The organism is Lysinibacillus capsici (assembly GCF_020217405.1).
GTDB classification, from domain to species: Bacteria; Bacillota; Bacilli; order Bacillales_A; family Planococcaceae; genus Lysinibacillus; species Lysinibacillus capsici.
In genome coordinates, this window is sequence record NZ_CP084108.1 from 4,081,603 (window position 1) to 4,095,334 (window position 13,732).

Annotated in this window: 11 protein-coding genes; all 11 read right to left on the minus strand. The window is 38.8% G+C overall.

The window, feature by feature from the left end:
• Positions 1 to 59: 59 nt before the first annotated feature.
• On the minus strand, positions 60 to 182 hold the full coding sequence (gene cydS / locus LCP48_RS23395; protein ID WP_004225690.1) for a cytochrome bd oxidase small subunit CydS family protein: 123 nt from the start codon (positions 180 to 182) through the stop codon (positions 60 to 62).
• 13 nt (positions 183 to 195) lie between these two features.
• Positions 196 to 1,221 carry a cytochrome d ubiquinol oxidase subunit II gene (locus LCP48_RS20255; RefSeq protein WP_004225693.1) on the minus strand — a complete coding sequence of 342 codons (1,026 nt, stop codon included), beginning with the start codon at positions 1,219 to 1,221 and terminating at the stop codon, positions 196 to 198.
• Positions 1,218 to 2,564, minus strand: coding sequence for a cytochrome ubiquinol oxidase subunit I (locus tag LCP48_RS20260; RefSeq protein ID WP_004225694.1), 1,347 nt, complete (start codon positions 2,562 to 2,564; stop codon positions 1,218 to 1,220). The genes LCP48_RS20255 and LCP48_RS20260 overlap by 4 nt, the downstream gene beginning before the upstream one ends.
• A 461-nt stretch (positions 2,565 to 3,025) precedes the next feature.
• Positions 3,026 to 3,940, minus strand: a complete 915-nt coding sequence (locus LCP48_RS20265) for a diacylglycerol kinase (RefSeq protein ID WP_004225701.1) — start codon at positions 3,938 to 3,940, stop codon at positions 3,026 to 3,028.
• A 73-nt stretch (positions 3,941 to 4,013) separates the two neighbouring features.
• Positions 4,014 to 4,577 carry a thioredoxin family protein gene (locus tag LCP48_RS20270; protein WP_004225703.1) on the minus strand — a complete coding sequence of 188 codons (564 nt, stop codon included), beginning with the start codon at positions 4,575 to 4,577 and terminating at the stop codon, positions 4,014 to 4,016.
• A gap of 157 nt (positions 4,578 to 4,734) precedes the next feature.
• Positions 4,735 to 6,162, minus strand: coding sequence for an Asp-tRNA(Asn)/Glu-tRNA(Gln) amidotransferase subunit GatB (gatB, locus tag LCP48_RS20275; protein ID WP_009374262.1), 1,428 nt, complete (start codon positions 6,160 to 6,162; stop codon positions 4,735 to 4,737).
• Position 6,163: 1 nt separating this feature from the next.
• Positions 6,164 to 7,627 carry an Asp-tRNA(Asn)/Glu-tRNA(Gln) amidotransferase subunit GatA gene (gene gatA / locus LCP48_RS20280; RefSeq protein WP_004225706.1) on the minus strand — a complete coding sequence of 488 codons (1,464 nt, stop codon included), beginning with the start codon at positions 7,625 to 7,627 and terminating at the stop codon, positions 6,164 to 6,166.
• Positions 7,628 to 7,651: 24 nt separating this feature from the next.
• Positions 7,652 to 7,939, minus strand: a complete 288-nt coding sequence (gatC, locus tag LCP48_RS20285; protein WP_004225708.1) for an Asp-tRNA(Asn)/Glu-tRNA(Gln) amidotransferase subunit GatC — start codon at positions 7,937 to 7,939, stop codon at positions 7,652 to 7,654.
• A 233-nt stretch (positions 7,940 to 8,172) separates the two neighbouring features.
• Positions 8,173 to 9,312: a CamS family sex pheromone protein gene (locus LCP48_RS20290; protein WP_225340482.1), complete on the minus strand. Its 1,140-nt coding sequence runs from the start codon at positions 9,310 to 9,312 to the stop codon at positions 8,173 to 8,175.
• A 122-nt stretch (positions 9,313 to 9,434) separates the two neighbouring features.
• A complete protein-coding gene (ligA, locus tag LCP48_RS20295) occupies positions 9,435 to 11,438 on the minus strand; it encodes an NAD-dependent DNA ligase LigA (RefSeq protein WP_225340483.1) in 2,004 nt (667 codons plus the stop codon).
• Between the two features lie 14 nt (positions 11,439 to 11,452).
• Complete coding sequence (pcrA, locus tag LCP48_RS20300) at positions 11,453 to 13,705, minus strand: DNA helicase PcrA (protein WP_004225713.1); 2,253 nt, start codon at positions 13,703 to 13,705, stop codon at positions 11,453 to 11,455.
• Positions 13,706 to 13,732: the final 27 nt, after the last annotated feature.

A 13,732-nucleotide genomic window follows, 5' to 3' on the forward strand; every position in this document is an offset into this window, starting at 1 on the left:
AAAAAAGAACAAGACTTGGCTGTTGCGTGTCTCTGCTAATTAACTTGAAAAAAGAGTCGCTATTCGCGACTCTTTTCCTGCTCTTTTGTAATATGATAATCCCTTGGTGCCCACCAAAATGCACACAAGATCCCAAGAATGACGACAATAAAAGGTGCATAAAAAATTAAAAAACTTTGCATATGTGCTTTCCTCCTATGCGTGATTGTCTTCTTTTCCTGTCACATATTTTTTATTGAATAAGAATAGTTTCATCAATAAATAAAGTGAAGGAAGAAGAAGACACAGTCCTAAAATAAATGCGATAACTAAAGCGATCGCCATTTGTGTGCTTGTAAAGCTATCGTAAATGGTTAAATACGGATACAGCAGGTATGGATATTGAGCTATTCCATAAGCAAAGAAGGCTACGGCAAATTGAGCAATCAGAAGCCCAACTGCAAGTCCGTACTTTTTACGCATGGCAATGAGTACGACTGTGACAATAAATAAGACAGCTGAAATCGCAAACATCCACCATAAATTCACCATATGACTGTAGCTCTCTGGGTTGATGGATTTCATTTCATACATAATGCCAAGCGCACTAATCATTAGCGGTGCTGCCCACACAAGAGCATATTTTCTCATCAGTTTCGTTGCTTCGCTATCATTTGCTTTATGCGCGTACCATGTTAAAAATACGGCTGAAATATACAATACAGCAGCGATACTTAGTACCACTATGCTCCAAGCAAATGGACTTGTATATAAAGTCCAGTAGTTCAGTACAGGCTGCCCATCAATTACATCTACATAGCCTCCTCCAGCAATGGCAAAGACAACGGATAAAGAAGCGGGAATTAATAAACCTGCTACACCATATGTCAGTGTATATCCGATATGGCCTCGTGTACCATACGATTCAAAGGCATAGTAGGAGCCTCGAATTGCCAATAGTACAAGCGAAATACTAACGGGCACAAGTAAAATCGTTCCGTAATAAAAAGCGGTTTGCGGGAAAAATCCTACGATTCCTACAAAGAAGAATACTAAAAAGACATTGGTAACTTCCCAAACAGGCGATAAATAACGTTTAATAATATTTGTTAAAATATGATTTTTTCCAATAAGTAGGCTGTATGCATTAAAGAAGCCAGCACCAAAATCGATCGATGCGACAATGACATAGCCAAATAGGAATATCCATAATACTGAAATACCTAAAATCTCTAACGTCATAGGATGTCACCGCCTTTTTCAGAGTGGCGATCTTCAATCTCGCGTTCGATTGGGTTCTTTTTAAACATTCTTACCAATACGACAATACTTCCCACTGCTAATACTGCATAGACGCCTGCGAATAAAAGCAGCATTAAATCCACATGGTCGCTCGTCGTAGCTCCCTCAGGTGTACGCATTAGTCCATAAAGTATCCATGGTTGACGTCCAACTTCGGCAAGCCACCAACCTGCTTCAATCGCGATAATTGATAGTGGTCCTCCCGCTACGATAATCCATCTATACCATTGTGAATGAATAAACTGCCAGCCCCGTGCTTTCCCTACAACATAAAGTAATGAAACTAGCACCATAAACATACCAATGGAAACCATGATATCAAAGAGATAGTGAATATAGAGTGGCGGTAGATCCTCTTCCTCAAATTGATCTAAGCCGATTACCTCTGCATTAGGATTAAAATGTGCAAGAATGCTTAAAGCATACGGAATTTTAATAGCATATTTAACTTCTTCTCCCTCTAAGACACCAAATAATACAAGAGAAGCCTTACCTTCTGTTTCAAAATGCCATTCTGCTGCGGCTAGTTTTTCGGGTTGATATTCGGCTAAGTATTTTCCTGAAAAATCTCCAATCACAGCGGCTGCAATGGAGAAAATCAAGCCAATTTTCATTAGTAAAAGTAGTGATTTTTTATGGTATACATGCTTCGAGCCTTTTAACATTCTAAATCCTGCAATAGCTGCTAGCACAAATGCCGATGTCATGTATGCTGTCACAAGTACATGCGCAACCTTTGTTGGCATGGCGGGGTTAAACATTGCAAGAAAAGGTTGAATATTAACAAGTTCTCCGTCTACGATATCAAATCCTCTTGGTGCGTTCATAAAAGCGTTAACGATTGTGATAAAGACTGCTGACATCGATGCTCCGACAGCAACAGGGATTAACAGAAGCATATGCTTTTTCTGACTATCAAAGCGATCCCAAGTATATAAATAGATGCCCAAGAATATCGCCTCAAAGAAAAATGCAAACGTTTCCATAAAAAGTGGTAACGCAATTGTTTGACCAGCGAGTTGCATAAAATTAGGCCACAATAATGATAGTTGTAAGCCGATTGCGGTTCCAGTTACCACACCGACAGCTACAGTAATGACAAAACCACGGGCCCAACGTCTTGCCATTAAGATATAATGTTCATCATTCTTTTTATACCCAGTCCATTGAGCAATCATAATCATTAACGGGACACCCACACCAATTGTTGCATAAATAATATGGAACGATAATGTTAACTCCGTTAATGCTCGGCTCCAATAGACCGCTGATTCATTAATCATCTCATTGCCCCCTTAACTTCCAAATATTCTTCCAAGAATAGAAAGTAGCATAATGATTGCAACACCAAAGCTTAGCCATATAAGCTTCTTTTCTTGTGACTTATACAAAGGCAACACTTCCTTTCCCTTATCCATACCCCCATTTTCCACTATTTCAACGAAAAAAACCTTAATAACGGACCGAAATTTCAGTCTATTATTAAGGTTTCAAATTTTGTTCAAGTAATATACGCACATTTGCCAAACATTTTTCTAATTTCATTCACAATCTTACTTCTAAAGCTTCTTTTATGGAATTTAGCCAGTTTTATTCTAGTGATGGAATTTTCGTTAAGAGGATTTGGAACGCTTTTCACTTCCTTTAGAGCGCCACTCCTTCTTTGAGAGCGCTTCAAGCAATCAACCCAAAAATACAAAATAAAGCTCATCCTCAATAAAATCGGATGAGCTTTTCGGGTTCATTAAATACGGTCTTCCTCTCGAATATCTGCGAGTGGAACAAAGATTTCGATGTGACGCTTTAGGTTTTCAAATGTAGCGGGAGCGTCTCCGCCATATTCGCCATCGAGATTAAGGTGGACCTCATTTTCTGTAGTAACTTTGACAACGCTAGCTTTTTTGTAGATGACCCGATCATCATTTAAATGTTCGCCTCTTAATGCCATAGCAGCTAGTTGAATAAATTCAGGAAGACTTACCTTCTTTAGCACTATTAAAGTAAAGTAACCATCATTAATGCTTGCATCAGGAGCTAGTTTTTCAAAGCCGCCTACTGAATTCGTTAACCCACATAGGAACATCATAGCGTCGCCATCAAATACTTCGCCATCATATTCAATGCGCATATGTGAGGCTTTAATGGATGGAATCATCTCAACTGCCTTTACATAATAGGCTAGCTGACCAAGCATTGTTTTCATTTTGCTTGGTACTTCGTAAGTAAGCTCTGTAATACGTCCGCCAGCAGCAATATTGATGAAATAGCGTTCGCCATTTAAGAGACCAACATCCACTGGCAATGTGTCGCCTTGAATAATAATGTCTACTGCCTCTTCAATATTTCGAGGGATATGCACGGCACGGGCAAAATCATTTGTAGTGCCCATTGGAATTAGACCAACTTTCGGACGGTTTTCAAATGGGCTTACACCTGAAACAACTTCATTTAATGTGCCATCTCCACCAACTGCGATGATGATATCAAAACCGCGTTCTACCGCATTTTTTGCTGCAAGCGTTGCATCACCTTCACATGTTGTTGCGTGACAGGATGTCTCGTAGCCTGCTACCTCTAGTTTTTCCAACACCTCTGGTAGATGTTTCTTAAACACTTCGCGTCCAGATGTAGGATTATAAATGATTCTTGCTCGTTTCATAACATACCTTCCTGCTTCATAAGATTCTACTTCATTCAACGTATTTATAGGTTGAAATGTTGCAATACTCTTGTTATTTTTGTAATGCTTCTGTTACTTGCTTCTTAAAGTCCTCATAAACATATGTCCAATATGTTTGATTGGAGATATTTTCCTCACGAATTTCTGCATAAAGAGTCTTTTGTGCCTCTTCAAAGGTTGGATCTTCTTTATCTGGTAAGCTTGCTCGTTTCGTTACGACGAACTCTTGTAATTCTGGTGCACGTGGTCCCCATTTTCCAATCACATCTCCTGCATCATCTAACAATAGATAAATCGGAATTGCACGGCCACCGTTTGTTAAATAACGATCAATTAGCTCTGTATCAGCATCACGGAAAACGGTACGCATATCTAATCCTGCCGCTTCAGCAATACGACGAATAATTGGATTATTTAACATTGCGTCTCCGCACCAATCCTCTGTAATTGTTAAAATTTTAGGTTGTTTTTCTTTTAATAACCCGATAAAACCATCGTTTGTTGGTACTTCAAAGCCATCATAAATACGAAAGCTTTCTTCTTTTAACGTCGTCATGTTCTCCATATATTGTTGTATTGATATAGCTTCATTAAAATACTGTTGTTCTGTTTTCATTGGCTCGTCCCCCTTATTACTGTCTATTCTATATTTTGCTATGAATACTCTTTTTAAACAACTATTAAGTTTCGTAAAATGCAAATTTGTTACATTTTTGAAAATTAATAGCCGAGGGAGCAATGAAGCTCTCTCGGCTATTATGTTACAACGAGTATTATCGTTTGGCAATTTCTTGTTGTAATAATTTATTAACCATTGGTGGGTTAGCTTGACCTTTTGTTGCCTTCATAATTTGACCAACTAAGAAGCCAATCGCACGGTCTTTACCATTTTTGAAGTCCTCGATAGATTGAGCATTGTTATCTAAAACTTCTGTTACGATTGCTAGTAATGCACCTTCATCAGAAATTTGCACTAAGCCTTTTGCTTTCACTATATCCTGCGCAGAGCCGCCATTTTCTACTAATTCAGCAAATACTTTTTTACCGATCTTAGAAGAAATTGTACCGTCCGTGATTAATTTCACCATTTCAGCAAGGTTTTCTGGTGTTAATGCAGTATCTTTTAGATCTTTTTGCTCTGCGTTTAAATAAGCAGAAACATCACCCATTAACCAGTTAGCAGAAAGCTTAGCATCTGCCCCCTTTGCTACCATTGCCTCAAAGAAATCTGAGATCTCTTTAGAGATAACAAGAACTCCAGCATCATAAGGTGTTAAGCCTAGTTCTTCAACATAGCGTTTTTTACGAGCATCTGGAAGCTCTGGAATTTCAGATTTCACACGCTCTAACCATGCATCATCAATTGAAAGACGAACTAAGTCTGGCTCTGGGAAGTAACGGTAGTCATCTGTTCCCTCTTTAACACGCATTAAAATTGTTTTACCTGTTTTTTCATCAAAACGACGTGTTTCTTGCTCAATCACGCCACCAGATAATAATACATCTGCTTGACGTAATTCTTCATGCTCTAAACCACGACGAACATAGTTGAAGGAGTTCAGGTTTTTAAGCTCTGTTTTTGTACCAAATTCTTCTTGACCATAAGGGCGAAGAGAAATATTGGCATCACAACGTAGTGAGCCTTCTTCCATCTTACAATCAGATACGTCAGTATATTGAATAATCGATTTTAATTTTTCAAGATATGCATATGCTTCGTTTGGTGTACGAATATCTGGCTCAGAAACGATTTCAACAAGCGGTGTTCCTTGACGGTTAAAGTCAACTAGTGAATGGTCACCAGCATGTGAAAGTTTACCAGCGTCTTCTTCCATATGAAGACGCGTGATACCGATACGTTTTGTATAGCCGTCTACTTCAATATCGATCCAGCCGTTTTTACCGATTGGTTTATCGAATTGTGAAATTTGATAAGCTTTCGGATTATCTGGATAGAAGTAGTTTTTACGGTCAAACTTTGTTTCTTGCTCGATTTCCATATTGAGTGCCAGTGCTGCACGCATAGCGAAATCTACTACATTTTTGTTCAGGACTGGTAGGACCCCAGGATAGCCTAAATCGATTACTGTTGTATTTGTATTTGGTTCAGCACCAAAGTGAGCTGGTGCTGGTGAGAAGATTTTTGAGTTTGTCTTCAACTCAACGTGTACTTCTAAACCAATGACTGTTTCAAAGTTCATGTTATTTTCCCTCCCACATTTGAGGAACTTCTTTATGGAACTCAGTAGCTTGTTCAAAAGCATGAGCCACACGGTAAATAGTTGCTTCATCGAAATACTTACCAATTATTTGTAAACCTAGTGGTAGACCGTTTTCAAAGCCACAAGGAATTGAAATTGCTGGTACACCTGCTAAGTTCATCGGGATTGTTAAAATATCGTTTGCATACATTGTCATTGGATCATCAACATTTTCACCAATCTTGAATGCTGGTGTTGGAGCTGTTGGTCCAATGATAACATCAAAGTCTTCAAATACTTTATCATAGTCTGCTTTGATCAGTGTACGTGCTTGTTGTGCTTTTTTGTAGTACGCATCATACGTACCTGCACTTAGTGAGTAAGTACCTAACATGATACGTCGTTTTACTTCATCACCAAAGCCTTGAGCACGTGTTTCTTTATAAAGGTCCATTAAATTTGTCACGTTTTCTGCACGGAAACCATAGCGGATACCATCGAAACGAGATAGGTTAGAAGACGCTTCAGAAGAAGAAAGGATATAGTACGCAGCTAGTGCATATTTTGAGTGAGGAAGTGATACCTCTTCTACAGTAGCGCCTAAGCCTTTTAATACCTCTAATGCTGCAAGCACTGATTGACGAGCTGCTTCACCAACGCCTTCACCAAGGAATTCTTTTGGCACAGCAATACGTAAGCCCTTAACATCACCAGTAAGAGCTGCAGCGTAATTTGGCACCTCAACATTCGCAGAAGTCGAATCATTTGGATCTAATCCAGCGATAGCTTCTAGTAATAGCGCATTATCTTCAACATTGCGTGTAATTGGTCCAATTTGATCTAGAGAAGATGCGAATGCAACGAGACCAAAACGAGATACACGACCATATGTAGGTTTCATCCCTACAACACCACAGTAAGCTGCAGGTTGACGGATTGAACCACCTGTATCTGATCCAAGAGAGAATGGTACTTCACCAGCTGCTACAGCTGCTGCAGATGCACCTGAAGAACCTCCTGGTACGTGGTTTAAGTTCCATGGATTTTTTGTTGTTTTATAGTATGAGTTTTCGTTTGAAGAACCCATTGCAAATTCATCCATGTTTAATTTACCAACTGTAATCATGCCAGCTTCACGTAGCTTGTTGACAACAGTTGCATCATAGATTGGCATAAAGCCTTCTAGAATTTTAGAGGCACATGTTGTTTCTAAGCCTTCTGTTACGATGTTGTCTTTCACACCGATCGGTAGACCGAATAATGGTCCACGCTTTTCAAATGGTACTTTATCCATTTCAGCAGCTTGAGCAGTTGCTTTTTCTTCGTTTGAAGCAAGGAATGCTTGTACATCGCCATCAAGCTTTGCAATACGCTCGTATGCTTCTTTCGTTAAGTCAGCGATTGATAAGTTACCCGCTTTAATTTCTGCTTGTAACTCCTTAGCTGAACGTTCAAATAGCGTCATGAGGAATCCTCCTATGTTTTAGTATTACATGATAGCTGGTACTTTTACTTGACCATCTTCTTGTTCTTTTACGTTTAACATCATTACTTCTCGGTCTAAACCTTTTACTGCTACATCTTCACGCATTACGTTCACTAATGGTAAAACGTGCGTTGTTGGTTCAACATTTGTTGTATCCAGTTCATTTAACTGCTCCGCAAAGTCTGTAATTTTGCCAAGCTGTTCAGCAAATTTCTCTGCTTCTTCTTCTGTAATTGCAAGACGTGCTAAATTTGCCACGTGCTTTACTTCTTCTTTTGTTAATTTAGCCATTTTTCACACCTCCGAATACTTGTTCAATTCATTGTTTTTATTGATAACAATAGGGTTGAATAAAGTTAACCATGCCAATAATCATAACATTTTTCATTTTAAAAATCACAACTTTCACTAAAAATATAGAAACTTTCACTACTATAACAAAGTGTTGTCTCTATCATCCCGTTGTGTTCCTCTATTTCAATCCATTACCATAAAAAATATAGTCAGCACAAAGGCTGACTATATTAATCATAGATATGCACGTAAGGGTCCTTGTCATTGGCCTTTTTGATGATTAATGCCTCAGGACCATTCACTGAAGTAACACTCACTTCCACATGAATATTATCAAATTGATTGATTAAAATCCCTGTTAAATATTGCGTAAATCCTATTATCTCTGCTTTGCCGAAAAATTGGATTGGGATTTCAATCGAAAGATTTTGTATTTGTTTATTACGATAGAAACCAGTACCGATCACACTTGTATAGTTAGAAAAATATTTATCAACATCTTGTTTGAAGTTCTTGAAGTTATTGTTGACATCTCGGTATACATCTTGTGAATCATCTGTTGGGAACAAGACGTAATTTTCATCTATACCTTCCCAATCAGCGATGCTGTTCTCCCCAGCTTTTGCTACACCATAGCTAAAGTATGTCCCTGGAATAATTTGATTACGGGCTTGCTGCTTAAACAAACCGACCACAATCGGTACATCCTTTAACTCTTCACGTGAACGTAAACGAGAAACGATTTCAGCAGCCATTTTTTTGCCTTGCTCAATAAGAGTAGACTCTGAAATTGGTTCCTCGTAATATTCCCCATACTGTTCTTTTTGATAATAATAGATAGAATTTAAGGCAAGACCGATTGAAATCCCACCTAGTTTCACTTTATTATCCTTCGTTTTTGTTAAGTAGTTTTGCTCTACAATATGGGATAAATAAACGGGAGCCTTTGTTGCTCGCTCCTCAGGTGTCATTGTGTCTGTTGTCGGTGGATTTAATCCATCCTCTGTTTGTGAACTACGAGCAAGCCAAGAGCTTACTGTACTTTCAGCTAAATATTGACCTTCTTGGAAGTAGTAGTTTTCTGTGTCGAACTCATTTTGAGATAAACGCATTAAACCTGATTCAACTTCCTTCATATCATATTTCGTATAAATGTTAGAAACCACTAGACCTCTACTTGCACTCTCTTTATAAGGGATAAGCGTCTTATAATAAGATTCATCAATTTGTATGCTTGGAATAATTGTTGTTTCAGCTTTTTCTTTCTGTTGCGTTTCCTGTGTAAGCTCTGTCTCCTTCTTGTCAGAAGGCACACAGCCGACTAGCATTGCAGCAGCTACGATTGCTGGAATGAGTCGAAAAGACTTCATTATTTAGTGCTCCTTTACTAATAGTCAATTTTAGGTCGACGAAGCTACTCGACGCCTTGATGTAACGATTGTGCACCAGATATCGCTTCCTATTCATAAAAAGGGAGGATATCATGCACTTATTAGATGAGGTTAAGTTGTTCAATTAAGTTATCTTCAGTCCAAACTTCGATACCCAATTGCTCAGCCTTTGTTAGTTTAGAGCCTGCATCCGCACCTGCGATCACTAGATCTGTTTTTTTGCTGACACTACCCGTGACTGTACCACCTAACTCTTCTATTTTCGCTTTTGCTTCGTTGCGTGTCAATTGCTCAAGTTTACCAGTTAAGACAATTGTTTTACCTGCAAAAGGACTATCACCTATCGCCACTTCTACTTTTTTACCTTTGTATGTCATATTCACGCCTGCATCAGCAAGACGCTCAATGACTGCTCGTGCATCTTCATTTGAGAAATACTCCACTAACGATGAAGCCATTTTATCTCCAATTTCATAAATTGCCACAAGCTGCTCCTCTGTTGCAGCCATCACGGCTTCCATTGAACCAAATTCCTCTGATACGATTTTGGCTGCTTTTTCACCAACATGACGAATTCCTAGTCCAATTAACAAACGCTCCATCGAATTTTCCTTCGATGCTTGAATAGCATTTACTAAATTAGTTGCTGATTTTTCGCCCATACGTTCCAATTCCACAAGTTGCTCCACCGTTAAATGATACAGGTCAGAAACATCATGTATTAAATCTGCACGCAATAATTGCTCCACTACTTTATCCCCAAGACCGTCAATATTCATCGCGTTTCGAGAAACAAAATATTTTATGCTTTCTGCGATTTGCGCAAAGCAGGCAGGATTTACACAGCGCAAGGCAACTTCGCCTTCAATACGAATCAATTCACTATCACAAACAGGGCAATTTTTTGGCATGACAAAAGGGACTGAATCCTCAGGACGTTGTTCTATAAGCACACCTACAACTTGGGGAATAATGTCACCAGCTTTTCGAATAATAACTGTATCTCCAAGACGAATATCCTTATCTCGAATTAAATCTTCATTGTGTAAAGAAGCACGTTGAACCGTCGTTCCCGCTACTTGTACGGGGGTTAAAATCGCTGTAGGCGTAACAACACCTGTACGACCTACTGTTAAATCAATATCAAGTAAAGTTGTAACAACTTCCTCTGCCGGAAATTTGTAGGCAATTGCCCAGCGTGGACTCTTTGCTGTATAACCTAGTTCATCTTGCTGAGCATAACGGTCAACTTTAATAACAATTCCGTCAATCTCGTAAGCTAATTTTGGACGGTTTTCTGTCCAATGTTCTATAAAGGCAATTACCTCTTCAATCGTAGAACATCGTTGGCGTTCTTTATTTGAAGGGAAGCCTAGGCCTTCTAAATAATCAAGCATTTCTGCATGACCGTCGATACCATATACTTCACCGTCTCCACCAATGGCATAGATAAACGTTGATAATTGGCGACTGGCCGCAATTTTAGGGTCTAATTGACGTAATGAGCCAGCAGCAGCATTACGAGGATTAGCAAACAACTCCTCACCATTGTCAGCACGTTGGGCATTTAAGTTTTCAAAAGATTTTTTCGGCATATATGCCTCACCACGTACTTCAATCGTAATGGGTTCCTTTAAACGAAGGGGAATCGCACGGATTGTCTTTAAATTGGCGGTAATATCTTCTCCTACCACACCATCTCCTCTTGTAGCCCCTTGTACAAACATGCCATTTTCATATTTTAATGAAATAGCCAAACCATCTATTTTCAGCTCACATACATAAGAAAATTGATCTCCGATAGCCTGACGTACTTTACGATCGAATTCTCGTAAATCTGCTTCATTAAAAGCATTTGAAAGACTAAGCATCGGGTAATCATGCGTCACTTTTTTAAAGCCCTCTACCACTGCCCCACCAACACGCTGCGTAGGAGAATCAGGGTAAATTAGGGATGGGTTTGCTTCTTCTAATGCAATCAGTTCCTGTAATAGCTGGTCATAGACACTATCAGCTACGACAGGTTTATCTAACACATAATAGGCATAACCATATTCATGCAATAATTTATTTAACTCCGCTATACGCTGTTCTATTTCGTTCATTTACGTTCCTCCGCTTACGCTTTTTCAATAGGTGCAAATTGAGCAAGTAATCGCTTTATACCAATTGGTTGTGGGAATGCGATATCGAGCTCTGTACTATCACCTTCACCTTTTACACTAACAACCATACCTGTTCCCCATTTTTTATGAATCGCCTTATCTCCAGCCTTCCATCCAAATTGATCTCCGCCCGTTGCTTGTAAACGTGCGGTGGCAGGTTGTGTTTGCTGAATAGCACCAAGTGTACGCTTTTGATGGCCACCGGTTGAACGATTGTTAGTAGCAAATGGTACTGTTGATGTTGTCCCTGCCTTAGAAATTGACTCTGTAATATCTTGAGAAATTTCACCTAAAAATCGGGAGGCATTATTAAAGCTTGAGCGACCAAAAATCGTACGGCTTTGGGCACAGGTTAAATATAGACGTTCCTCAGCACGAGTCACACCTACGTACATAAGGCGGCGTTCCTCTTCCATTTCATCTTGATCGTCTAGTGAGCGGGAATGTGGGAAAATGTTTTCCTCCATACCGATAATAAAGACAACTGGGAACTCTAAGCCTTTAGCTGCATGCATCGTCATTAAAATAATATTGCCCTTGGATGCATCCTCTTTGTCGAGTGCATCAATATCAGCTATAAGGGCTAAATCGGTTAAAAAGGCGATTAAGCTTCTATCATCACTGCGCTCTTCAAAAGCCTTTGTGACAGATAAAAACTCTTCAATATTTTCTAAACGGCTTTCTGCTTCAATTGTTTTTTCGTTTTGTAACATTGCTCGATAACCCGATTTATCAATAACTTGCTCCACAATTTCAGTGACAGACAGATATTCCTGCATTTGTGTAAAGCCTTTAATCATGGCATAAAATTGCTCAGCCGAATTTGCTGCTTTCCCTGATAGTCCCATGAAAACAAGATCATTCATCGCGTCAAAAATCGAACGATCCTGATCTATTGCATAACGTGCCATTTTTTCAAAGGAAGTTGCACCAATACTGCGCTTTGGCTCATTAATAATACGTGCTAGTGATAAATCATCATCATTATTGGCAATAAGTCGTAAATATGCTAGTAGGTCCTTTATCTCTTTTCGGTCATAGAACTTTGTTCCACCTACTATTTGATAGGCCATATTGGACTTAACAAGTACTTCCTCCATTACACGAGATTGAGCGTTTGTACGATATAAAATAGCAAAGTCATCAAAGGAACGATTTTCTTTTTCAATTAACTGTTGAATCGTTTGTACAACAAATTGCGCTTCCTCTTGCTCGTTATAAGCTTTATATAGTGCAATCTTTTCACCTTCTGAATTTTCTGTGCGTAATTCTTTTGGGTAACGTGTTGTATTATTTTGAATGACGTCATTGGCTGCTTGTAGGATGCGTTTAGTTGAACGATAATTTTGCTCTAACATAATCACCTTTGCAGTAGGATAATCCTTTTCGAAGGATAGGATATTCCCAATATCTGCACCACGCCAACGATAAATGGACTGATCGGAATCACCTACAACACAGATATTTTTAAATTTCTTTGCTAGTAACTGTACAAGTAAATACTGAGATTTATTGGTATCTTGATATTCATCGACATGAATATATTGAAATTTATTTTGATAATATTCAAGCACTTCAGGTACACGTTTAAACAACGTAATCGTCGTCATAATCAAATCATCAAAATCAAGGGATTGGTTGCGGCGTAATCTTTTCTCATAGCCTTTATAGACACGTGCAACTGTTTGTTCATAAGGGTTTTTATCATTCATTTGTCCAGCGTAATCATCCGCTGCTATACACTCGTTTTTTGCCGCACTAATAGCATTTAAAATTGCTCGTGGCTCAAAACGTTTTGGGTCAATATTTTCTTCCTTCATCACATTTTTGATGACTGAAAGCTGATCCGTAGAATCTAAAATAGAGAAATTACGAGAAATGCCTAGTTGATCGATATTACGACGTAAAATCCTTACACACATGGAGTGGAAAGTCGATACCCACATACTATCGCCAGTACCATTGCCAAGAATGCCATCAATACGATCTCGCATTTCTCGTGCTGCTTTATTTGTAAATGTAATCGCTAAAATTTTAGAAGGATATACTTCCTTTTCGATAACTAGGTAAGCAATACGATGTGTTAAAACTCGTGTTTTTCCTGACCCAGCACCTGCCATAATGAGTAATGGTCCTTCAGTTGTTTTAACTGCTCTTTCTTGTTCAGGATTCATGCCTGCTAGTAAATTTTTTGTTAACTGTTCCATTTCGCACCGCCTTACAAACATTTGTTC